The organism is Amycolatopsis ruanii (assembly GCF_003385175.1).
In the GTDB taxonomy this organism is placed as follows: Bacteria; Actinomycetota; Actinomycetes; order Mycobacteriales; family Pseudonocardiaceae; genus Amycolatopsis_E; species Amycolatopsis_E thermalba.
The window spans coordinates 1-22,218 of sequence record NZ_PQHY01000040.1; the positions used below are offsets into that span (position 1 = coordinate 1).

At 70.3% G+C, this 22,218-nt stretch carries 18 protein-coding genes, 1 tRNA gene and 1 pseudogene; 8 read left to right on the forward strand and 12 right to left on the reverse strand.

Features of this window, described 5'->3' with window-relative positions; genetic code table 11:
* On the reverse strand, positions 1-635 hold a 635-nt coding region (locus tag D0D28_RS21030; protein WP_162831140.1), incomplete at its 3' end, for a LacI family DNA-binding transcriptional regulator.
* 169 nt (positions 636-804) lie between these two features.
* Here D0D28_RS21030 and D0D28_RS21035 point away from each other — a divergent pair.
* From D0D28_RS21035 to D0D28_RS35745, 7 genes are all read left to right on the forward strand, one after another.
* Positions 805-1,209, forward strand: coding sequence for a nitroreductase family deazaflavin-dependent oxidoreductase (locus tag D0D28_RS21035; protein ID WP_116111717.1), 405 nt, complete (start codon positions 805-807; stop codon positions 1,207-1,209).
* A 66-nt stretch (positions 1,210-1,275) separates the two neighbouring features.
* Entirely contained in the window at positions 1,276-2,673 is a 1,398-nt protein-coding gene (lpdA, locus tag D0D28_RS21040; RefSeq protein ID WP_116111718.1) for a dihydrolipoyl dehydrogenase, read from the forward strand.
* 113 nt (positions 2,674-2,786) lie between these two features.
* A complete protein-coding gene (locus tag D0D28_RS21045; RefSeq protein WP_116111719.1) occupies positions 2,787-3,695 on the forward strand; it encodes an NADP-dependent oxidoreductase in 909 nt (302 codons plus the stop codon).
* A gap of 75 nt (positions 3,696-3,770) precedes the next feature.
* On the forward strand, positions 3,771-4,508 hold the full coding sequence (locus D0D28_RS21050; RefSeq protein WP_116111720.1) for an SDR family oxidoreductase: 738 nt from the start codon (positions 3,771-3,773) through the stop codon (positions 4,506-4,508).
* Between the two features lie 82 nt (positions 4,509-4,590).
* A tRNA-Arg gene (locus D0D28_RS21055) sits at positions 4,591-4,667 on the forward strand.
* 132 nt (positions 4,668-4,799) lie between these two features.
* Positions 4,800-5,003, forward strand: a complete 204-nt coding sequence (locus tag D0D28_RS21060) for a hypothetical protein (protein ID WP_116111721.1) — start codon at positions 4,800-4,802, stop codon at positions 5,001-5,003.
* 41 nt (positions 5,004-5,044) lie between these two features.
* The gene (locus tag D0D28_RS35745) at positions 5,045-5,380 is read left to right on the forward strand and encodes a hypothetical protein (protein WP_162831141.1); all 336 of its coding nucleotides are present in this window, start codon (positions 5,045-5,047) and stop codon (positions 5,378-5,380) included.
* Positions 5,381-5,431: 51 nt separating this feature from the next.
* Here D0D28_RS35745 and D0D28_RS37685 read toward each other — a convergent pair.
* The 5 genes and pseudogenes from D0D28_RS37685 to D0D28_RS21090 form a co-directional block, all read right to left on the reverse strand.
* Positions 5,432-5,869, reverse strand: a pseudogene (locus D0D28_RS37685) (hypothetical protein); the annotation flags it as partial.
* Positions 5,870-6,066: 197 nt separating this feature from the next.
* A complete protein-coding gene (locus tag D0D28_RS35750; RefSeq protein ID WP_162831142.1) occupies positions 6,067-7,374 on the reverse strand; it encodes a hypothetical protein in 1,308 nt (435 codons plus the stop codon).
* 466 nt (positions 7,375-7,840) lie between these two features.
* Positions 7,841-9,214, reverse strand: coding sequence for an APC family permease (locus D0D28_RS21080; RefSeq protein ID WP_094004118.1), 1,374 nt, complete (start codon positions 9,212-9,214; stop codon positions 7,841-7,843).
* 12 nt (positions 9,215-9,226) lie between these two features.
* Positions 9,227-10,093: a carbon-nitrogen hydrolase family protein gene (locus D0D28_RS21085; RefSeq protein WP_198958144.1), complete on the reverse strand. Its 867-nt coding sequence runs from the start codon at positions 10,091-10,093 to the stop codon at positions 9,227-9,229.
* A 104-nt stretch (positions 10,094-10,197) separates the two neighbouring features.
* Positions 10,198-11,673 (reverse strand): PucR family transcriptional regulator, encoded by a 1,476-nt coding sequence (locus tag D0D28_RS21090; RefSeq protein WP_116111723.1) that lies wholly within the window; start codon positions 11,671-11,673, stop codon positions 10,198-10,200.
* A gap of 109 nt (positions 11,674-11,782) precedes the next feature.
* Between D0D28_RS21090 and D0D28_RS21095 the strand changes: the two genes are divergently transcribed.
* Entirely contained in the window at positions 11,783-13,273 is a 1,491-nt protein-coding gene (locus D0D28_RS21095; protein ID WP_205413325.1) for a Glu/Leu/Phe/Val family dehydrogenase, read from the forward strand.
* Between the two features lie 276 nt (positions 13,274-13,549).
* Here the strand turns inward: D0D28_RS21095 and D0D28_RS21100 are convergent, their stop codons facing one another.
* Genes D0D28_RS21100 through D0D28_RS21125 form a run of 6 tightly spaced genes read right to left on the reverse strand, consistent with a single transcriptional unit; the run spans position 13,550 to position 22,206 of the window.
* Complete coding sequence (locus D0D28_RS21100) at positions 13,550-15,412, reverse strand: sialidase family protein (RefSeq protein WP_116111724.1); 1,863 nt, start codon at positions 15,410-15,412, stop codon at positions 13,550-13,552.
* 15 nt (positions 15,413-15,427) lie between these two features.
* A complete protein-coding gene (locus D0D28_RS21105; RefSeq protein WP_116111725.1) occupies positions 15,428-17,401 on the reverse strand; it encodes a beta-galactosidase in 1,974 nt (657 codons plus the stop codon).
* Entirely contained in the window at positions 17,398-18,321 is a 924-nt protein-coding gene (locus D0D28_RS21110) for a dihydrodipicolinate synthase family protein (protein WP_094004124.1), read from the reverse strand. The genes D0D28_RS21105 and D0D28_RS21110 overlap by 4 nt, the downstream gene beginning before the upstream one ends.
* Positions 18,318-19,274: an oligopeptide/dipeptide ABC transporter ATP-binding protein gene (locus D0D28_RS21115; protein ID WP_116111726.1), complete on the reverse strand. Its 957-nt coding sequence runs from the start codon at positions 19,272-19,274 to the stop codon at positions 18,318-18,320. The genes D0D28_RS21110 and D0D28_RS21115 overlap by 4 nt, the downstream gene beginning before the upstream one ends.
* Positions 19,271-21,247 (reverse strand): dipeptide/oligopeptide/nickel ABC transporter permease/ATP-binding protein, encoded by a 1,977-nt coding sequence (locus D0D28_RS21120; RefSeq protein WP_116111745.1) that lies wholly within the window; start codon positions 21,245-21,247, stop codon positions 19,271-19,273. The genes D0D28_RS21115 and D0D28_RS21120 overlap by 4 nt, the downstream gene beginning before the upstream one ends.
* Positions 21,247-22,206, reverse strand: coding sequence for an ABC transporter permease (locus tag D0D28_RS21125; protein WP_094004126.1), 960 nt, complete (start codon positions 22,204-22,206; stop codon positions 21,247-21,249). The genes D0D28_RS21120 and D0D28_RS21125 overlap by 1 nt, the downstream gene beginning before the upstream one ends.
* Between the last annotated feature and the right edge of the window lie 12 nt (positions 22,207-22,218).

Here is a 22,218-nt window from a genome sequence, read left to right on the forward strand (position 1 = left end):
TCCCGGAACCCGGCCACCCGATCGGCCACTGTGGTCAGCTGCGGCGGCCCCGTCACCACCGCGAACAGCCGGTGGCCCAGCCGGTGCATCGCCTCGGCGAGGGCCCGCGCGCCGCCCCGGTTGTCCGGCGCGATCGTGTCCGCCTTGAGCGACCGGTGCCGCGTCACGACGGCCACCCGCCCGCCCCCGCGCCGGTAGGGCTCCAGCTCGGCCGCCATCCGCCGCTCCCACGCCCGGTCCTCGAACGCCGAACCGGTCAGCAGGATCGCCGACGCCCGCTGCGCCCGCAGCGTCGAGACGCACGCCAGCTCGCGATCCGGATCGGCGAACGTGCCGGCCAGCATCACGAGCAGGCCGTGGCTGTCGGCCACCCGCATCACCCCACGGGTGATCGCCGCGAAGTACGGGTCGCTGATGTCGTGGCAGATCACGCCCACCGTCCGGCGCGACCCGCCGGCGAGAGCCTGCGCGTGCGCGTTGGGCGTGTAGGCCAGCTCCGCCGCGGCCGACAGGACCCGCTCCCGCAGGTCGTCGCGCACTCTGGTGGTGCCGTTGAGCGCACGCGACGCCGTCGCGAGCGAGACCTCGGCGGTCCTCGCCACGTCCTCGAGCGTCACGTGCTGCCGGTCGCTCATCGTTCCTCCCGCGGTCGGCGTTGGGCCGAATTCTAGGTCGATTTCCGGCTTTTGCCTGGTCAGGACCACCCGAGCGAGTGGGGATCACCGAAAGTGACCCCGGAAATACCCCCGCCGCGCCCCGCGTTGCGCATTCACGGAGAACTCTGTCGAGACGAAAGGACCCCGCATGCTCTTCGGTGACGAACACGTCCGCCGCTACGAGGAGACCGATGGTGAAGTCGGTCACGACTGGGAGAAGGGCGCCCCGATCCTGATCCTCACCACCATCGGCCGCAAGACCGGTCAGGAGCGCAAGTTCGCCCTGATCTACCAGGAGCACGAGGGCGACTACGTGATCGTCGCGTCCAAGGGCGGCGCGCCCGAGCACCCCGGCTGGTACCTCAACCTGCAGGCCAACCCCGGGGTCAAGGTGCAGGTCAAGGCCGACAAGTTCACCGCGAAGGCCCGCACCGCCACCGACTCCGAGCGCGAGGTGCTCTGGCCGAAGATGGCGAAGGTGTGGCCGGACTACGACGAGTACCAGAAGAAGACGGACCGCAAGATCCCCGTCGTGATCCTCGAGCGCGCCTGATCAGGGGCCGGTCGTGGGTCCGAGCACCCACGACCGGCTCGCCCGCGAGGGCATAGGGTGGCGGGTATGAGTGCGCATTTCGACGTTGTGGTGCTGGGTGCCGGGCCCGGCGGGTATGTCGCGGCGATCCGGGCTTCGCAGCTCGGCCTGAAGACGGCGATCGTCGAGGAGAAGTACTGGGGCGGCGTGTGCCTGAACGTCGGGTGCATCCCGTCGAAGGCGCTGCTGCGCAACGCGGAGCTGGCCCACCTGGTCACCAAGGAGGCCAAGACCTTCGGGATCAGCTCGGACGGGCCGATCACCTTCGACTACGGCGCCGCGTTCGACCGCAGCCGCTCGGTCGCCGACGGCCGCGTCAAGGGCGTGCACTTCCTGATGAAGAAGAACAACATCCAGGAGTTCACCGGACGCGGCAAGTTCACCGACGCGCACACCATCGAGGTCACCGGTGAGAACGGCACCGAGACCGTCACCTTCGACCACTGCATCATCGCCGCCGGCGCCACCACCAAGCTGCTGCCGGGCACGCAGCTGTCCGAGCGCGTGGTGACGTATGAGGAGCAGATCCTCTCCCGTGAGCTGCCGGGCAGCATCATCATCGCCGGCGCCGGCGCGATCGGCGTCGAGTTCGCCTACGTCATGCACAACTACGGCGTGGACGTGACGATCGTCGAGTTCCTGGACCGCATGGTGCCGCTCGAGGACGCGGACGTGTCCAAGGAGCTGGCCAAGCGCTACAAGAAGCTCGGCATCAAGGTCCTGACCGGCACGAAGGTCGAGAGCATCGACGACAGCGGCGACAAGGTCAAGGTCACCGTGTCCAGCAACGGCAGCCAGCAGACGCTGGAGGCCGACAAGGTCCTGCAGGCGATCGGCTTCCAGCCGCGCGTCGAGGGCTACGGGCTGGAGAACACCGGCGTCGAGCTGACCGAGCGCCGCGCCATCGCGGTCGACGGGCGCTGCCGCACGAGCGTGCCGCACATCTTCGCGATCGGTGACGTCACCGCGAAGCTGATGCTGGCCCACGCGGCGGAGTCGATGGGCATCGTCGCGGCCGAGACGATCGGCGGCGCGGAGACCATGGAGCTCGACTACACGATGATCCCGCGCGCGACGTACTGCCAGCCGCAGGTCGCGAGCTTCGGCCTGACCGAGGCGCAGGCGCGTGAGCAGGGCTACGACGTGCAGGTCGCCAAGTTCCCGTTCACGGCCAACGGCAAGGCCCACGGCCTGGCCGACTCGGGTGGTTTCGTCAAGATCCTGTCCGACGGCAAGTACGGCGAGCTGCTCGGCGCCCACCTGATCGGGCCGGACGTGACCGAGCTGCTGCCGGAGCTGACGCTGGCGCAGCAGTGGGACCTGACGGTGCACGAGGTGGCCCGGAACGTGCACGCGCACCCGACCCTCGGCGAGGCGGTCAAGGAGGCCATCCACGGCCTCGCCGGACACATGATCAACTTCTGAGTCACGACGAGGCTCCCCGCGTCCACGGGCGCGGGGAGCTTTTTTCGTCGTTGACCTCTAGTTAACTGGAGGTGTCACCGTTGATCTCGCAGGTCGAATCGAGGAGGCACTTCATGAAGGCAGCGGCGTTCACCGAACCCGGTGGTCCCGACGTTCTGCGCACCATGGACCTCCCGGACCCCCAGGCGGGTCCGGGACAGGTCCGGGTCCGCGTGCGGGCGGCGGGGGTCCGGCCGTTCGACGCGGCGGTCCGGGGCGGCTGGGAGCCGCCGTACGCGACGGGCCTGACCTGGCCGCGGATCCCCGGCAACGAGTTCGCCGGCGTGGTCGACCAGGCCGGGGACGGGGTCGCGTGGTCGGTCGGTGACGAGGTGCTCGGCTTCAACGTGCTGGGCTGCTACGCCGAGTACGTGGTGGTCGGGCAGGACCAGATCACCGCCAAGCCGGCCGGGATGCCGTGGACCGTCGCGGGTGGGTTCACCGCCGGAACCCAGACGGCGTACCTGGCGTTGCGGCAGCTCGGCGTCGGCCAGGGGGAGACGGTGCTGATCCACGCGGCGGCGGGTTCGGTCGGCACGGCGGCGGTGCAGCTGGCGCGGCGGTGGGGCGCGTCCGTGATCGGCACCGCGAGCGAGGCGAACCAGGAGTACGTGCGCTCACTCGGGGCGACGCCGGTCGTCTACGGCGATGGCCTGGAGGACCGGCTGCGAGCGCTTTCACCCGGTGGGGTGCACGCGGTCCTGGACGGGGCGGGTGGTCCGGCGCTCGATCTTTCACTCGCCCTGGTGAAGGAGCGACGTCGCGTCGTCACCCTGGTGGACCACGGCCGGGCGGAGTCACTGGGCGTGCAGCTGGTGCGCGGGCAGCGGTCGGCCGAGCGGCTCGCCGAGCTGGCCGGCATGTACGACCGGGGCGAGCTGAGCTTCCTGGTGCGGCGGACGTACCCCCTGGACGAGGCGGCCGACGCGCACCGGGAGATCGAGACCGGGCACGGACGTGGCAAGGTCGTGTTGACTGTGTAGCGGGAGGTGCCCGGCTGGGCAGCAAGAGCCTTCTAATCTCTGGGTCGCAGGTTCGGGTCTGAGCGGGAGGTGCGCATGGGTGGGGTGGCGGTCGTGACGGGTGCGGGTTCCGGCATCGGCCGGCACGTGGCGCGGGCGCTGCTGGAGGACGGCTACCGCGTCGCGCTGGCCGGTCGCCGGGCCGACGCGCTGGCGGAGACCGCCGCCGGCGCGCCGGACGCCCTGGTGCACGCGGCCGACGTCGCCGACCCCGCGCAGGTCAGCGCCCTGTTCGAGGCGGTGACGGCCCGCTGGGGCCGGGTCGACGTACTGTTCAACAACGCCGGCACGTTCGGCCCGGCTGGCGACCCGGACGAGATCCCGGTCGAGGCGTGGCAGCAGACCGTGGCGGTGAACCTGACCGGCGCGTTCCTGTGCGCGCGGGAGGCGTTCCGGATCATGAAGCACCAGGACCCGCGCGGCGGCCGCATCATCAACAACGGCTCCATCTCCGCGCACACCCCGCGCCCCGGCAGCGCGGCCTACACGGCGACGAAGCACGCCATCACCGGCCTGACGAAGTCGCTGTCGCTGGACGGGCGCGCGTACGACATCGCGTGTGGTCAAATCGACATCGGCAACGCGGCGACGGAGATGACCGCGGGCATCGCGCGGGGCGCCCGCCAGGCCGACGGCCGCGAACTGCCCGAACCGACGTTCGATGTGAGACACGTCGCGGAGGCCGTGCGGTACATGGCGGCCCTCCCGCTCACCGCGAACGTGCAGTTCATGACGGTGACGGCGACGAAGATGCCGTTCATCGGCCGAGGTTGAAACGTTCCCCCGCCGTCCGGCGATAGGGGAAGTGACGTTGACTAAACTGCAGGTCAGGACGGCCTGTGGTCGTCGGCGCCAGGCCCTCGTAGCTCAGCCGGATAGAGCAAGAGCCTTCTAATCTCTAGGTCGCAGGTTCGAGTCCTGCCGGGGGCACCACAAGCATGGGACCAGGTCGTCCCAGCGCCTGGTCCGCTCCGCCGTTGCCGCGTTGCTGTGCCGTGGCGGCGTCCTGGGCGGCCAGGCTTGCTGCGGCGATCGTCGGGCCGGCCAGGGTGACTCGGCAGGTCAGTGACCTCCAACGGGCAACAGGTCTTCTCGGCGGGCTACGGCACGACCGACCAGACCCAGCCCAACACCATCGTCGAGAAGGCCGGAGCGACCACCTACACGCACCAGTTCGTGCAGTCCGCCCTCGGCATCACCAAGGTCACCGACAACGGCGTCCGCACCACCTACGCCCGCGACGCCAAGGGCACCCCGGCTGGGCGATGAACTGGTCTAGCGGGCCGACGATCTGCTCCGGGCCAGCCGCGGTGACGTCGAGCTTGCCACGAGTTCCGGACTGCGCCCTGGGCTCGGCCCAGCCGGCGGCTCAGCGCGGCTTCCTCGTCGGCCTCCGCGTCGAGGAACGAGAACCTTTCCGACGTGTTGGTGAAGGCGATTCTGGTCATGCCTTCCGGATTGTCCGCGAAGACGAGCTGGCTGCTGATTTGCTCATCACCAGGACCAATCACTGCCGCGAGGTCGTATGGGGTCTGGTCGTCGTGGTTGCCGAGGGAGCGCAGGATGAAACGACCTTGAGGCGTTTCGAGGAACACGTATGGTCAAGACTCGCAGACATGATCAGCCAGGGCAGACAGGCGGCGTGAGGTCGCTCGACGGCGCAGCCGGTCGCGCTCCAGCGTGCTCGACCTCGTGACCTATCTCGGCAGTCCTCTGACGGCGGGCGTGTCCACCGCTGCGGGCCGGCCCTGGCGCCAGGCCGCGCTGGATGCGGTGACGCAGGGGTGGCCGCTGCATACGTTCCGCATTGAGCGCTTCGTGGCCAGGGACACCAGGGCGGCCGGGTCCGGAGCACCGCCTTCGATGTCGAGGTGGCGCGGGCCGGCAGGGTCGTCACCGTCCCGACTTCTCGCCCCCGCGAAGCGACGAATCCCGCGACGTGTCTTACCGTTCATGCGCCGACTGCAGGAGTCGCAGAACAGGTACCCGGCGACGCCGTGGCACAGGCCCGGACCGGAGATCCGGTCGGGCTGGGGGTCGCCCTGACTCGCGGTCAGGGCATCCGCGGCAGCTTCCTCATGGTGCGGCTGGTCAGTGGCCTGGCCAGCCAGTTGCTGGGCGCGGGCGACGCCGACCGCCCCGTGGCATCACGAGGTTCGACCGGACGGGTGTGGCAGCTCCTCGCGGGTGATCCGCTGCGGCCCCTCTCCTACCTCGTGCGAGACATCCGAAAATGGGCTGATCCGTGGAACCGTCACCGACCTCTCGTGGCCGGTGACGGTTCCCGCGCGACGCCCCGCGCGAACGGGGTCAAATGCTGTCGTCCGGCACACTACAGCTGCACGCTGAAATTGGGGACCCCAGCGGTGACCGGGCCTCCGTTTTCCGGGGTTACCTCGAATGACATGGACATGTCGGCGGGAGCGGCAGTAGTCTCCCCGTATTTTTCATAAGTGATTTTCACGGAAACGGGGTTGTCCTGCGTGACGGTCACATCCTCTTTTGGTGCACAGAATAGAGTTCGATAAAATCCTCCATCTTCATCCATGGTAACTGTGCCCATGGTCGTGATGATGTTGTCTTCGCAATTCCCGGGCACCGTCCTTCCGGCCTGGGAAAAAGAAATATCCTTGACGTCGAATGAGCCGCCCATCTTTCCGCTGATGACGATCGGACCGCCGGTGATTCCTGGGTTTTCGCTTCCGTTGAGCGTGTAGCTGACTCGCGGTTGGTCGGTCACAAGGGTTTCCGGCCGCCGAGAGTCGAAGATTATGGTTTGCGAGTCCTGTCCGCTGCCGAGGTCCACTGTTGCGTTGTCGTGCTCGGTCCAGGAGATATGCGCGCCGGCCTCGTACAGTTCGTCGATATCCTCGGGTGGATTGGAAGTCCAGTCTCTGCCGCTCTGTTGGTCGATCAGCTTTTCCTTGAAGAGTTTGCCGAGTTCATAGGCGGCTAGGCCCACGGAGGCGGCCGACCCGGTAACTGGGTTGCCGGCAACTGCCGCGGCAATTCCTGCGAGTGCGATCGAGTTCGTGATCATGCCTTCGGCGTCGTCCTTGCTCGCGGCTTGCGAGAAGCCGTAGAGCTGCCCGACAACGGGTACCCCGGAAACCGCCGTCTCGGCCACATCCTGTCCGCTGGCTTGACCCGTCAGTACTGCGACCGTTCCCGTGGTGGCGACACTAGCGGCCCATGCGGCTATGCTCGATGCTGATGGCTTCAAACGGCTTGCATACTTCTTGAACTCGGGATGCGCGAGCGCCTTGTCCACTACGAGCCCAGCGGTGAGCTTTGGATCAATCGGTTTCGTCGGTGGGATTCCCGGCTTGCTCGGCATGACACTCGCCATGAAATCCTTATCCGCTTCCAGTTTCGCGATAACGGATTTGGCGCGGGAATCGACGTTGGCCCAATATTTTTCATCCGTCTTGCAGACAATACTTTCTGGATTCTCTGTGCATCCCGCTTTGATTTCATGCACGAGGACTTCGTTCTTGGTGTTCGGCAAATTGTCGCCAGATGTTTCTGCCGCCGACGCCATGGTCGATCCGGTGGAAATCAGCATGCATCCGGCGAGTAAACCAACCATCGCGCCACGGGTGCGAAGACCGTTTGTTTCTCTCGATTTTAGAATATGCATCACTGCTCCTGGGTGAGAAAGTTCTCCAGGTTAGGACTCTGTGCGGAGACGGGCATGAACAAAGGTGCGCCTGATCTGCGGCCGGGTGTGCTTGTGAGCCCACCTGTTCCTTTGAACACAGACGGAGTTCACACTCATCCGTCCGTCCATGCGCCCGAGCGTCGAGATCTCCCTGATCGAGTGAGCGCGAGGAACCAATGGACCCATAAACACGAAAGATGTACCAAGCCCAGGGGAATGGAACTCGGGTTCGCAGCTGGGCGAGGTTCAGCACGTTGCCGAACCCGAACAGGAAAGTCAGCCCGATGACGAGCCCATCGTGACCGTGACGAACCGAGCGGCTGCAGGACGGCCGTTCCCCACGGCGAGGAGCGCCGGTCGTGGATGGCGAACGGCTGTCACGACCTGGTGCGCGGACTGTACGGCCACAACGCGGCGAAACGTACGCGGTCGCGTATGGCGCGTCTCAGCGGACCGTGCCGCGGGGCTGTGTACTGCCGGCGTGGCTGGTGTCGTCGAGGTCGAGTTCGGGCGGTGCGAGGCGGAATCCCCGGGTGAGGTAGGCGAGCCAGCCGAGGCCGACGGCCGCCCAGACGGCGCCGAGGACAAGGGCTTTGCCGTCCAGGCTGATGATCAGCCAGCCTACGAAGAACAGGCCGAACAGGGGCAGGATGATCCACGTGACGGGATTGCGGCGCACGGTACGCCGGTCGCGAAAGTATTGGGCGATGACGGCGATGTTCACCACGGAGAAGCCCATGAACGCCCCGAAGTTGATGAACGAGGTCGACGTGGTGACCGTGAGGACGAGGGCGAGCAGGCCGATCGCGCCGGTGATCAGAATGTTCAGGAAAGGCGTCCGGAAGCGCGGGTGGATCGCGGCGAAGAGCTTCTTCGGCAGGACGCCGTCTCGGCCCATCGCGTACATCAGGCGGGCGCCCGCGGCCTGGATGGGGATGCCTGCGGTGAACTGGGCGACGATCACCGTGGCCAGGAACACCGCGCCGAAGAGGTCGCCGCCGATTTCCTTGGCGATGTCGAGCGCGGCGCTGTCGGCGTTGGCGAAGACCCCGCCGGGGTGCACCAGCTGGACCGCATAGGCGACCAGGATGAAGATGCCGCCCGCCCCGGCGGCGGTCAGCACGATGGCGCGGGGAACGGTGCGCCGCGGTTCGACGGTCTCCTCGGCGAAGGTGCTCACGGCGTCGAACCCGATGAAGCTGTAGGCGGCCAGCGCGGCGCCGCCGGAGACCGCGGCCAGGGTCGAGGCCGGATTCCAGAACGGTTCCGCGCTCGCCAGGCCCGCCACACCCGAGGTTTCGACGACGGCGTCCAAAGAGAACACGACGAAGAACACGAGCACCAAGACCTGGAAGCTGATCAGAGCCAGGTTGACCCTCGTCGCGACGCTTATCCCGATCACGTTGAGCGTGGTGGTGAGCACGATGAACGCGAGCAGGAACACCCAGCCGGGCACCATCGGGAACTGGTCGGTGAGGTAGGCGGTGCCGAAGAGCCACACCACCATCGGCAGGAACAGGTAGTCCAGCAGCAGCGCCCAGCCGGTCATGAACCCGACCTTCGCGCCGATCGCGCGGCGGGCATAGGTGTAGGCGGAGCCCGCCTGCGGGTAGAGCCCGGCGAGTTTGCCGTAGCTCAGCGCTGTGAAGATCATCGCGCCGGTGGCCAGGGCATAGGTGGCGGCGAGAGTGCCGTTGCTCGCCTCGGCGAAGATACCGAAGGTCGTCAGGACGACGAACGGTGTCACGTAGGCGATTCCGAACAAGACCAGCGGCCACAGCGTGAGCGTTCGCCGCAGGCCCGGGGATTCAGTCGGCATGGGTCTCTCCGTTCAGGGCAGGGGTTCCCACCGGCTCGGCTCGATACGGCCGTCGTAAAGCGGTAGCGGCACCACGGGGTCGCCCGGCCGCGCCTGGGACCACATGCGGTTCAGTCCGCAGGTGCCGTGCGCGCGCACGCGGGTGACCGCGTCGAGGTCGAGGACGTCGGTGAGGGTCTCCGGGCTGCTGCCCGAGGTCTGGCAGCGGACGAGGCCCTCCGGGTCCACGGCGATGGTCCGCCCGGTTCCCACCGGGCCGGACGCGTTGACGCTGAGCACGAACACCTGGTTCTGGATCGCCGCGGCCCTGGCGAGCACGAGTTCCTGCTCGCGGTCGGTGGTGGAGGTCTGAGTGGGGAGCACCACGCACTCCGCGCCGAGCCACGCCAGCTGCCGGATGACCTCGGGGAACCACAGGTCGTAGCAGACCGCCAGGCCGAGGCGGCCGACCTCGGGGATGTCGAAGGTGACGAATTCGGCGCCCGGAGTGAACGGCTCCACCGGCCGCCAGGGGAAGATCTTGCGGTAGCGGGCGGCCAGCGTGCCGTCGGGCGCGATGGCCAGAGCGGTGTTGAACAGTTCCCCGCGCGGTCCACGCTCGACCACGGTCCCCGGGATGAGCCAGACACCTGCTTCCCGGGCGATGTCGCGCAGCGCCCGCACGCGGGGCCCGTCCAGCGGTTCGGCCATCTCCTCGTACTGGCGGTGGCGCTCGGACCGGGACCCAGCGGTCCCGCAGGTGTGGAACTCCGGGTAGACGACGAGCCGGGTACCGGGAAATTCACCGACCTGGTCGAGCACGTGGTCGTGCAGCCTGGCGACGGCGTCACCTGGTGGCATCGGCGGTGTCTGCGCCATCAGCACGGGTAGCACCCTCATGACCTCTCCTTGTGGTTGGGCGGCACGCTATGGGGTCGGCGCCGACCGCAACAGGGCAGTTGTGCACTCTTGCCCGCCGGGCCGTTGTGCATACTGAACATCGGTCAGCGCGCCCACTCGGTGGCCACCTGCACCGCGATCCACGCGCTGACCCTGGTCTGCGGCGCGTCGAGGGAGGCGCCCAGTGCACGCTCGATCTGGTCGATCCGATTGCCGACCGTGTTGCGGTGCACGGCCAGCTCCTGGGCGACTTTGAGGCGTGAGCCGTTGTGCCGCAGGAAACTGCTCAGCGTCTCGAGGAGATCGGGGTCCTCGCCAAGGCGGGACAGGAACGACCGCGCGAACGCGGTCGCCCGCTCCGGGTCGAGCACGGTGAGCGCACCCTCGTCCACCACCGTGCTCCAGCGCACCACCGGAGCGGCGGGCGAGGCCGTGGCCAGTGCGTGGCCCGCGTTGGCCACGCTTCGTCGCACGTCCGTCACGGCGACCGTGTCGCCCACGCCGACCAGGAGCCCGAGGCCGGTCAGGGCGGCCACGGCGCTGTCGATCCGCGCCGGCGGGGCGAGCAGCCACAGTTCGTCCTCGACGGGCGCGGCGAAATCGCCTGCCCGCTCGAGGACCGACAGCCCCTCCTCCACGGCCTCGGCGCCGCCGGACGCGCGCGCCACGACGACGCGCGGGGGTACCAACCCCGGCGGGTCCCCAGCCGCGTCCAGCACGATGGTCGCCGAACGCACATCGCCCTGAACCAGCAACTCCAGCGCGCGCACCCGGAGCCTGCGTACCTGGTCGCGGCGTTCCCGGCGGGTCTCGGCGGTCAGGCCCAGCAGCGCGACAGCCGCCGCGACCGTGGTTCGCTCGGTGTCACCCAGCCGCCCGGGGACCTGCACCGCGAGGTGCGACGACGGCCGTCCACTGATGCCGATGGGCTGCACGACCAGTGTCCCCGCGCGGGTCTGCACAGTGGCGGCGGCGCGGCGGCCACTGGGGCGCAGACGCTCCACTTCGGCGTGCACGACCGCGACGTCGACCGCGTCGCACCGCGGGCCGGTGAGCGGGACGGCGTCCGGTCCGAGCAGCGTCGCCGCTCCGTCGAGCACCTCGGCCAGCGTGGCGACCAGGTGGGTCGGGGTGTCGTGCAGCAGCGCGGCCTGGGTCAGCCTGCGCTGGGCGTCGAGCTGGGCCCGGGCCTGGGCGTCGGCCGCGGACTCCAGCAGCGAGGCGACGGTGTGGCTGATCGCCACGAAGGTTGTGGCCCTCGGTACCTCGACCAGGTTCATCCCCTGGTCGCGGCACGCCGCGACCAGGCCAGCCGGGAGTGCCTCGTGGGTGAGCCCGGTGCCGAAGCCGATCGCCGCGACCCGCGCCGCGATGAGCCGGTCGACGTACCGCGACCACTCCTGGTCCCACTCGGCGGTCTGCAGTCCGGTGGTCAGCAGCACCTCGCCACCCTCCAGGAAGGGCGTGGGATCGGGCAGCTCGCTGGTGGCCGCCCAGCGCAGCACCGCCGACGCGTCCGCCAGATGAGCCGGGACGAGGTTGAGCGATGCCACCGCGACGAGGTCGCCGACCGTCACCATGCCGACATGGTTGCACAAGCAGTCCGGGTCGGACAGTGCTGTTCGGACATGCCGCCGTGGTCGCCGGTCGCCGACGATGAGGTCGACCCCCAGCGACTTGGAGCACGTGATGACCGATCCCGCGACCGCCGCCGGCGGCCCCTCGCTACCACAGGAACGCAGGCACCCGGCGGTCCCCCGCGGTGTCGGGACCACGCTGCCGGTTCACGCGGCTGCGGGCGGCGTGCTGGCCGATGTCGACGGCAACTCCCTGAGCGACTTCCGGTCCAGCATCGCGGTCGGGATGCCGGCGTCCGCGGTCACCGGCCCGGCCGAGAGCATGGGCGTCCCGCACGTCAGCGGCCTGGGCGGGAACCCGCCGGCGAACCCGCTCGACGACGCCCGTACGCAACTGCGGGAAGCGGTGGCCCTGCTGGGCTACGACCAAGGCATGTACGACATGCTCGCCAACCCACGCCGTGAGGTGACGGTCAGCATCCCGCTGCGCCGCGACACCGGCGAGACCGAGGTGCTGATCGGACACCGGGTGCAGCACAACTTCTCCCGCGGACCCGCCAAGGGCGGATTGCGCTACAGCCCCCACGTCACCCTCGACGAGGTCCGCGCATTGGCGATGTGGATGACGTGGAAGTGCGCGCTGCTCGACGTGCCCTACGGCGGCGCGAAAGGTGGTATCCGCGTCGACCCCCGCCACCACAGCCGCGCCGAACTGGAGCGCGTGACCCGCCGCTACACCAGTGAGATCAGCCCGCTCATCGGCCCCGAGCGCGACATCCCGGCCCCGGACATCGGCACCGACGAGGACACCATGGCCTGGATGATGGACACCTTCTCCGTCCAGCAGGGCCACACCGTGCTCGGCGTCGCGACCGGCAAGCCCATGAGCCTCGGCGGCTCTCGCGGCCGATCCAGCGCCACCTCCCGCGGCGTGGTCCACATCGGACTGGCGGCGCTGGCGCACCGCGTGGTGGCGGCCACGCGGGCCACCGCGGCCGTCCAAGGCTTCGGCAAGGTCGGGCGCGGCGCGGCCCGGTTCCTCGCCGAGGCGGGTCTGCGCGTCGTCGCGGCCGGTGACCAGTATGGCGCGATCGCGGCCCCCGGGGGTCTGGACATCCCCGCCCTGGAGGCGCACGTCGACGCGACCGGCTCCGTGGTCGGCTTCCCGTGCGCCGACGCGATCAGCCCGGCCGACCTGCTGGAGTGGGACGCCGACCTGCTCGTCCCGGCAGCGGTCGAGGGAGTGCTCACCGCGGCCAACGCCCCCCGGGTACGGGCCAAGGTCATCGTCGAAGGTGCGAACGGCCCGACGACACCCGACGCGGACGCCGTGTTCACCGCCAACGGTCAGTTGGTGGTGCCGGACATCCTGGCCAACGCGGGCGGGGTGATCGTGTCGTACTTCGAGTGGGTGCAGGCCAACCAGGCGTACTGGTGGAGCGCCGACGAGGTCGAGAACCGGCTGCGGCGGCGGATGCTGCAGGCCTGGGAGCAGGTCTTGGCGCACGCGACCGCCACCGGCAGGCCGCTGCGCACCGCCGCCACCGCGCAGGCCGTCGAGCGGGTCGCCGAGGCGCACCGCCTGCGCGGCCTCTACCCCTGAGCACCGGGAGCAGCGCATGGACCCGCACGCCGCGGCCTTCGCGGGTGACCGACCCGGCCACCCGCGGGATGGCCTCGATCAGCTCCCGCGGCTCGTCCTCTCATCCTGGAGGGCCGCGAGGCGACGCGGGTCCTCGCGCCGGACGGTGCGGTCCTGCTCGGCCACCCCGACGACGGCGCGGCCGGACCGGTCACGCCGCGGCAGCAGGCGGCGACCGCCACGCTGGACGCGTACTGAAGTCCCGGCCCCGCGAGTACGGGGCCGGGACTCCGCGGCTCAGAACGGCAGCCGCAGCACCAGGGCGTCCCGTACCGGGGCGTTTTCGGTGCGTACCGCGGTCAGTTCGGACGGTGACAGCGCCTTGCGGTAGAGCCGGACGTCGTCCAGGGTGCCGTCCAGTCCCATGCCTCCGTCGAGGCGGCGGCCCAGCCAGAACTGGAACGACACGCGCTCGGTCACCGATCCGGCCGCGGCCGGGCCGGCCGCCACCTGCACGCCGTCCACCCACAACACCAGCTGTCCGCCGGTGCGCTGCAGCGCCACGTGGTGCCACTGCTGGTCGTTGAACGCACCCGCCGACGTGATCTGCTTGGAGCCGGCCGCGGTCGTCATCGAGGCGATCAGGCGGTTCGCCCCGGGCTCGCCGCGCAGCCAGATCTGCGGCGCGGTCGAACCCATGCCGCCCATCCAGAAGAACACCTGGTTGGCGGTCGACGCGCCGTACCGCACCCAGCCGGTCCAGGTGAAGTCCTCGGCGCCGACGACCTGGGAGCTGTCGTAGGGCACGCGGACGAAGTCGTCCACCCCGTCCAGGTCGAGCGCGTCACCGTAGCGGCCGGGCACCGGAACCGGGCCGCCGATCAGGTAGGCGTCCGACCGCTCCCCGGACACGTCCCGCGTCGTCGGGCCGGGCGAGTTGCGCCAGCCCAGCACGTCCTCGGTGAAGCGGGCGAAGCGGATCTCGTCGCGCGCGTCGACCGGGCCGCCCTCGTACATCAGGCCGATCTCGGTGGTCCGCGCGTACCGCCCGCTGATCTGGACCATGTCCGAGTACCCGGACCACTCGTCGGTCACCCGCGTGCCCTGCTCGGCGTTCTCCCAGCTCCGGCCGCCGTCGTAGGACGAGCGGATCATCATCCACCGCCGCCGGTCGGTGTCCGACGGCGACGCGAACAGGATCCGGTCCGGTCCCGGCCGGTCCAGCCGCAGCAGCGAGCCCTGCACGATCGGCGTGACCAGGTCGGGAATCGTCCGGAACGGCTGGCTGAACGTCTCCCCGCCGTCGCGGCTGATCGCGTAGTCGCGGTTGCCGATGTCGGTACCGCCCTGCTCGCGCCCGCCGGCGTAGATCGACCCGTCGGCCAGCTCGACGACGCTGATCTCCTGGGGCCGCTGCGGGTAGGGGCTCTTCGCCGGGAACGAATAGGTGTCCACCGCACCGATGCGCCAGGTCTGGCCGTGGTCGTCGCTGTAGACGAGCGCGCCGTGGTTGGCCACCGGGTCGGCGCCCACGGCGGTTTCGGCGTTCACGCCGAACACCAGGCGCCCGCGGTGCGGCCCCTTGGTGAGCTGGATGCCGTGCACCGGACCGGAGGCGTACCAGGCGTTCCACTCCGGCCTGCTCGCCTGGGCGCTGATGTTCACCGGGGTGGACCAGGTGCGCCCGTCGTCGTCGCTGTACTGCGCGTGCGGGGTCCGCAAGCACGGCATCTCGCAGTTCTTGCCGCCGGTGTGGCCCGCGTTGTAGGTGGAGATCAGCACGATCCGGCCGGTGATCTGGTCGACGATCGGCACCGGGTTGCCGTGGGTGTCGCCGTCCCCGGAGTTGATGACCTCCAGCGGCGACCAGGTCCGGCCGCCGTCGGTGGAGCGCTTGAGGACGAGGTCGATGTCACCGGCGTCGCCGCAGTCGTTGACCCGGCCCTCGGCGAACGCGAGGAGGGTGCCCTTGGTGCTCTTGACGATGGCCGGGATGCGGAAGCAGAAGTAGCCCTGCTCCTGCTTGGGGTTGAACAGCGCCTGCTGGTCGAATCCCGGTCTGGCGGTGTCGGCGGAGGCCGGGCCCCCGCCGCCGAGCAGACCGGCGAGCAGTACCGCCACGAGGAGCGGGACCGCGCGCCACGCTGCGAACGATCTCATGTGCCTTCCCTTCGGTTAGTCGATCCGGAGGACAGCGACGCCCCGCGGTGGCAGCGTGTGCCGGGTCGCGGGCGGCGAATCGGTGAGCAGGTCGGGCGCCGGGACTCCGGCGTCCACCGCGACCGCTTCCGTGTTGTGGTTGAGCAGGAACAGGAACTTCCGGCCGGGCCCCTCGCGGCGCACGGCCTGGACCCCGGCGGGCAGGCCGGGCAGGACCGGTGCCACGCCCGCTTCCGCGGCGGCCCGGTCGACCAGCGCGCGCATCCCGGCCGGGTCGAGCCGGGTGCCGAGGTACCAGGCGACGCCCCTGCCGTAGGCGTGGCGGGTCACCGCGGGGAAGCCCGCGAGGTCACCGTCACCGAAAGTCGCGACGGCGTCCGCGCCCGCCAGCGAAACGGCCTCCGACCACACGCTCCCGGTCCACTCCGGACTCAGCGGAACCGAGATGCCCGGTGCCAGCGGCCAGAACTCCTCCACCGACACCCCGAGCGCCTCCCGCAGCGGCGCCACCGGGTAGCCGCCGAGGTGGGCCCGGTCGCAGGAGTCGACGATGCCGGAGAAGAACGACACCACCAGGTGCCCGCCGCCCTCGACGTACCGCCGCAGGCCGTCGGCGGTCTCCGGGTCGAGCAGGTACAGGTTCGGCACCACGACCAGCCGGTACCCGGCCAGGCGGTCCGGTCGCACCACGTCGCAGGAGATGCCAGCGTCGAAGAACGGCGCGTAGTGCGCCAGGTGCGCGTCGAGCTGGGTGACGTCGGCCGACGGGTGCGCGTCCAGCTCCAGCGCCCACCAGCTGTTCCAGTCGTGCAGGAACGCCACGTCCGACCGCACGCGGGTGCCCGCCACGTCGGACAGCGCCGCCAGGTCCTGCCCGAGCGCGCGGGCCTCGGCGAACACGCGGGTGCCCGCGCCGGCGTGCGGCACCATCGCCGAGTGGAACTTCTCCGCGCCACCGCGGCTCTGCCGCCACTGGAAGAACATCGCGGCGTCCGCCCCCCGCGCCACCGCCTGCAGCACGCCCTGCCGCATCACGCCGGGGGCCTTGGCGCCGTTGTGCGTGCGCCAGTTCACCGCGCTCGGTGCGTGTTCCAGCAGCATCCACGGCTGCCCGCCCTTGAGCGACCGGACCACGTCGTACCCGAACGCCGCCTCGACGTGCCCGCGCGGGTCGTAGGGCTCGGGGTAGGAGTCCAGCGACACGACGTCCTCGTGCGGCTCCCACGCGTGCCAGTCCAGCGCCTTCTGCACCAGCCCGACGAAGTTCGTGGTCAGGGGGACGTCCGGCGTCACCCGGCGCAGGACGTCGGCCTCCACCCGGTAGCAGGCCAGCGACGCGTCCGAGGAGAACCGCTGGTAGTCCAGCTGCTGGGCGGGGTTGCGGAACGACGGCGCCACCCGCGGCGGCTGGATCTCCGCCCAGTCCGAGTAGCCCTGCGACCAGAAGGTGGTCGACCACGCCGCGTTCAGCGCCTCCACCGAGCCGTACCGGTCGCGCAGCCAGGACCGGAAGTCCTCGGCGGAGGTGTCGCAGTAGCAGGCCCGGATGTGGCAGCCGTACTCGTTGCCGACGTGCCAGATGTGCAGCGCCGGGTGGTCGCCGTAGCGGTTCGCCAGCTGCTCCACCAGCCGTGCCGCGTGCTCCCGGAAGACCGGGCTGGACGGGCAGAACTGCTGCCGCGAACCGGGGGAGAGGCGGGTTCCGTCCTCGCGCACCGGCAGCACCTCGGGGTGGCGGTGGGTCAGCCACGGTGGCGGCGACGCGGTCATCGTCGCCAGCGCCACCTTGATGCCGGCGGCCGCGAGCTTGTCCATCACCGCGTCGACCCAGCCGAAGTCGTACTCGCCCGGCCGCGGCTCGACCTTGGCCCAGGAGAACACGCCCAGCGTGACCAGCGTGACCCCGGCCTCGGTCATCAGCTTGACGTCCTCGTCCCAGACGTCTTCGCTCCAGTGCTCGGGGTTGTAGTCCGCGCCGTAGTGGATCACAGCAGGCCCGCCTCGGTCAGCGCGCCCTTGATGCGCAACAGCTCCTCGTCGTTGAGCGGCAGCTGCGGCGGCGCCATCACCGAGTTGTCGATGAACCCGCGCATCTTCATCGCCGCCTTGAACGCGCCCAGCCCGGCCGAGCCGCGGCCCATCCGCTCCGGCGGGGCGGCGCACGTGATGTCGTACAGCCGCATCAGCCGGTCCTGTTCGCGCCGGGCCGCGGCGAAATCGCCCGCCCGGAACCGGTCCCAGATCGTCACGTACCCCGCCGGGTCCACATTGGCCAGTCCGGGCACCGCGCCGTCCGCGCCCATCTGCAGCGCGAGGTCCACCACCAGCTCCGAACCGGTGAACACGGCGAACTCCGACAGCCCGCGCTCCCGGCGGTCCAGCAGCAGCGCGCCGAACCCGGCCTCGTCACCGCTGGAGTCCTTGAGCCCGGCCAGCACCCCGTCCGCGGCCAGCCGCAGCACCATGTCCCGGTCCAGCTTCGAGTGCACCGCGACCGGGATGTCGTAGGCGAAGATCGGCAGCGAGGCCCGCTCGTGCAGCAGCCGGAAGTGCTGCTCGATCTCGGCGGTGTGGGTGCGGGTGTAGTAGGGCGCGGTGATGACCAGCGCGTCCGCGCCGGCTTCTTCGGCGACCCGGATGTGCTCGGCCACCCGCAGTGTCGTCATGTCGATGCACCCGGCCAGCACCGGGACGCGGCCGCCGACGTGCTCCACCGTCGTCTCGATCACCACCCGCCGCTGCCGGTCCGGCAGGAACGCCACCTCGCTGGACGAGCCCAGCACGAACACCCCGTGCACGCCCGCGTCCAGCTGGACGTCCAGGTGCCGGCGCAGCGAGTCCACGTCGATCGTGAAGTCGTCCCGGAACGGGGTGCACAGCGGGGGGATGATGCCGGTGAATCGAGTCATCGCACGCTCACTTCGATCTCGGGGTGGATGCAGTGGTAGGTGTGCCCGTCGCCGGCGTCGGCGGCCGGGGGCACCGCGGTGGCGCACTCGTCCGTCGCTTTCGGACAGCGGGTGCGGAAGGCGCACCCGCTCGGCGGGTTGACCGCGGACGGCACCGGCCCGGTCAGGACGATCGGTTCGATCGGGTTCAGCAGGCTGGGGGTGGCGGAGAACAACGCCCGCGTGTACGGGTGGTGCGCGTCGCCCGGGATCGCCGCCGCCGGGGCGTCCTCGACGATGCGGCCCAGGTACATCGTGACGATGCGGTCGCTCATCTTCCGCACGGTCTGGATGTCGTGCGACACGAAGATCATCGCCAGCCCCAGCCGTTCGCGCAGGTCGAGCAGCAGGTTGAGGATCTGCGCGCGCACCGACACGTCCAGCGCGGAGGTCGGCTCGTCGGCGACCAGCAGCGACGGTTCGAGCGCGAGGGCGCGGGCGATGGCCACGCGCTGCCGCTGCCCGCCGGAGAGCTGGCCGGGCACCGCGTCCGCGACGCTGGGCGGCAGGCCGACCAGCTCCATCAGCTCCCGCACCCGCTCGGCCCGCTGCGCCGGGGTGCCGACGCGGTGCACGTCCAGCGGGTCGCGCACGATCCGGGCGATCGACATCCGCCGGTTCAGCGCGGTCGACGGGTCCTGGAAGATCATGCCGATGTCGCGGCCGAACTCGCGCTGGTCCGACACCGGTTTCCCGCGGTAGCGCACCACGCCCCGGGTGGGTTTCTGCAGCCCGACGACCACCTTCGCCAGCGTCGTCTTGCCGCACCCGGACTCGCCGACCACGCCGCGCGTCTCGCCGGGGCGGACGGTCAGCGTCGCGTCGGTCAGGGCGTGCACCGAGTCGTGCCCGAACAGGCCGGACGAGCGGATCTTGTGCACCACGTGCACGCCGTCGAGTTCCAGCAGGCTCATGCCGGCGCTCCCTTCACCAGGACCTCCGGTTCCGCGATGGGCTCGGCGGGGTGGTGGCACGCGACGAGGTGGTCCATCCCGGTGCCCGCGACCACCGGCGCCTCGGTGCGGCAGTGCGCTCGCGCGGCCGGGCAGCGGTCGGAGAACCGGCAACCCGGCGCGAAGTCCGCGGGGGCCGGGACGACGCCCTTGATCTGGGTGAGCCGGGCGTCGTTCTCCTCCAGCGACAGCACCGCGCTGAGCAGTCCGCGTGTGTAGTGGTGCCGTGGCGCGCCGACGACCTGCCCGGTGGTGCCGGCCTCGGCGACCTGACCGCCGTACATGACGACCACCCGGTCGGCCACGTCCGACACCAGCGCGAGGTCGTGCGACACCAGTACCAGCGCGAAGCCCAGTTCCTCCTGCAACCGCAGCAGCAACGCGATGACCTGCGCCTGCACGGTCACGTCCAGCGCGGTGGTCGGCTCGTCGGCCACGATCAGCTTCGGGCTGCGGGACAACGCCATCGCGATCAGCACCCGCTGCCGCTGCCCGCCGGACAGCTCGTGCGGATACGCCCGCAGCGTGCGGTCCGGGTCCAGGTTGACCAGCTCCACCAGCTCGCGCGGGGTGCGCGTGCCGCCGCGGCGGGTGAACTGCTTGAGCTGCGCGTGGATCGTCATCGCCGGGTTCAGCGAGCTGAGCGCGTCCTGGTAGATCATCGCGATGTCGTGCCCGAGGTGGCGCCGCCGCGCGGCCGGTGTCACGGTCAGCAGGTCCGCGCCCTCGAAGCGGATCCGGCCGGACAACCGCGCGGTCCGCGGCTGCAGGCCGACGATCGACAGCGCGGTCAGCGACTTGCCGCACCCCGACTCGCCGATCAGGCCCAGCACCTCACCCGGCCGCACGGTGAACGACACGTCGTCGACCACGTTGACGCCGTTGTGCCGCTCCGGGAAGGAGATCGTCAGCCCCTCCACCGACAGCAACGCCGCGCGGCCGTCGAGGGGGCGCGATCGGCGGGACAGCCGCTCGCCCACCTCGCGCAGGCCCCGGATGGGCAGCACCGGCGCGACGTTCTCGGCCGCCTCCTCGGCGACGACCGCCTTGGCGACCTCCGCCGCCTTCGCGGTGCGGGCCGAGGGCGCCGCCCACGCGTCCGAGATGCCTTCCGACAGCACGTTCAGCGCCAGCACCGTGAACAGGATCAGCAGACCGGGGAACAACGTGGCCCACCAGCCGCCGTTGAGCACCATGTCCTTGCCGTCGGCGAGCACCGAGCCCCACGACGGGTCGGGCGGCTGGATCCCGGCCCCGATGAACGACAACGACGCCTCGAACACGATCGCGTCGGCCACCATCACCGTGCAGAACACCAGGATCGGCGCGGCGCAGTTCACCGCCACGTGCTTGACCAGGATGAAGAACCGGCGCGCGCCGATGATGCGCTCGGCGGCGACGTAGTCCTCGCTGTACTGCGCCAGCACGTTCGCCCGCACCACGCGCGCGACCGGCGGCACGTTGACGAACGCGATCGCCAGGATCAGCACCCCGATGCCGCGGCCGAACACGGCGACGAGCACGGCCGCGAGCGCGATGCCGGGGAAGGCCATCAGCACGTCGAGCACGCGCATGATCACCGAATCCACCCCGCGCCGGGAGGTGGCCGCCAGCGCGCCGATCGCCGCACCGGCGACCAGCGCGATCGCGGCGGCCCCGAGCCCGATCGCCAGCGACCAGCGGGCGCCGTGCACCACCCGGGAGAAGATGTCCCGGCCGGACTGGTCGGTGCCGAACCAGTGCGCGCCGTTCGGCCCGGTGACCTCCGTGCCCAGCGCGTAGGGGTCCTTGACCAGCAGCGGGCCGATCAGCGCCACCAGCGCGAGCACGGCCAGCACCGACACCGCGATCCACGACGCGGTGTTGAGCCGGCGGAACCGGATGCCGGGTCGGGACAGCCGCTTGGTGAGCCCGGGCCGGTACAGCTGGCGCATCACGACCGGCTCCGCAGGCGCGGGTTCACGATCAGGTACAGCACGTCGACGATCAGGTTGACCAGGACGAACCCGACCGCGATGGTGATCACGAAGCCCTGGACCTTCGCGGTGTCGCCGTCCTTGACGGCCTGGATCATGTTCTGTCCCATCCCGGGCAGCGCGAACATCGTCTCGATCACGACGGCGCCGCCCAGCAGGTAGCCGACCCGCAGGCCGAGCACGGTGAGGGGGTTGATCAGCGCGTTGCGCAGCACGTTGCGACCCACGACCACCACCGGCGGCAGCCCGCCGCCGCGTGCGGTGCGGACGTAGTCCTTGTCCAGCTCCTCGACCATCGAGGTGCGGATGATGCGCGTCAGCTGCGCGGCCACCGGCAGCGCGAGCGAGATCGCCGGCAGGGTCAGCGAGTTGAGCCAGCCGCCGACCGAGTCGGCCGGGCTGACGTACCCGCTGGTGGGGAACAGGCCCTCGCCCACCGCGAGCCACTGGACCAGCAGCACCGCGATCCAGAACGCGGGCGCGGCGACGCCGGCCAGCGTGACGATCCGGATGAGCTGGTCCGGCCAGCGGTCGCGGAACAGCGCCGAGGTCACGCCGAGCACGAGCCCGGCGACGATCGCGAGCAGCAGTCCCAGCAGGGTGAGCTGCACGGTCAGCGGCAGCGCGGTGGCGATGACCTGCCCGACCGGCTCCCGCGTGATCACGCTCGTGCCGAAGTCGCCCTGCAGCAGGTTCCACACGAAGTGCACGTACTGCACCGGCAGCGGGTCGAGCAGGCCGTTCTCCTGGCGGAACTGCTGGAGCTGCTCCGGCGTGGGGTTGGCGTCGCCGAGCGCGGCCACCGCGGTGTCCACCGGGGAGAACTGCATGACGATGAAGACGAACAGGACCACCCCGAGCACCAGCGGGATCAGGGCGAGGATGCGGGCGAGCAGCATCCGCACGACGACGGCCATGGCAGTGCTCCC

Excerpts from the sequence above, each read along its gene's own strand:
- D0D28_RS21100 (WP_116111724.1), bottom strand. The coding sequence starts at position 15,412 with ATGAGATCGTTCGCAGCGTGGCGCGCGGTCCCGCTCCTCGTGGCGGTA.
- D0D28_RS21115 (WP_116111726.1), bottom strand. The coding sequence starts at position 19,274 with ATGAGCCTGCTGGAACTCGACGGCGTGCACGTGGTGCACAAGATCCGC.
- D0D28_RS21110 (WP_094004124.1), bottom strand. The coding sequence starts at position 18,321 with ATGACTCGATTCACCGGCATCATCCCCCCGCTGTGCACCCCGTTCCGG.
- D0D28_RS21090 (WP_116111723.1), bottom strand. The coding sequence starts at position 11,673 with ATGGTGACGGTCGGCGACCTCGTCGCGGTGGCATCGCTCAACCTCGTC.
- lpdA (WP_116111718.1), top strand. The coding sequence starts at position 1,276 with ATGAGTGCGCATTTCGACGTTGTGGTGCTGGGTGCCGGGCCCGGCGGG.
- D0D28_RS21080 (WP_094004118.1), bottom strand. The coding sequence starts at position 9,214 with ATGCCGACTGAATCCCCGGGCCTGCGGCGAACGCTCACGCTGTGGCCG.
- D0D28_RS21125 (WP_094004126.1), bottom strand. The coding sequence starts at position 22,206 with ATGGCCGTCGTCGTGCGGATGCTGCTCGCCCGCATCCTCGCCCTGATC.
- D0D28_RS21045 (WP_116111719.1), top strand. The coding sequence starts at position 2,787 with ATGAAGGCAGCGGCGTTCACCGAACCCGGTGGTCCCGACGTTCTGCGC.
- D0D28_RS35750 (WP_162831142.1), bottom strand. The coding sequence starts at position 7,374 with ATGCATATTCTAAAATCGAGAGAAACAAACGGTCTTCGCACCCGTGGC.
- D0D28_RS21050 (WP_116111720.1), top strand. The coding sequence starts at position 3,771 with ATGGGTGGGGTGGCGGTCGTGACGGGTGCGGGTTCCGGCATCGGCCGG.
- D0D28_RS21120 (WP_116111745.1), bottom strand. The coding sequence starts at position 21,247 with ATGCGCCAGCTGTACCGGCCCGGGCTCACCAAGCGGCTGTCCCGACCC.
- D0D28_RS21085 (WP_198958144.1), bottom strand. The coding sequence starts at position 10,093 with ATGAGGGTGCTACCCGTGCTGATGGCGCAGACACCGCCGATGCCACCA.
- D0D28_RS21035 (WP_116111717.1), top strand. The coding sequence starts at position 805 with ATGCTCTTCGGTGACGAACACGTCCGCCGCTACGAGGAGACCGATGGT.
- D0D28_RS21095 (WP_205413325.1), top strand. The coding sequence starts at position 11,783 with ATGACCGATCCCGCGACCGCCGCCGGCGGCCCCTCGCTACCACAGGAA.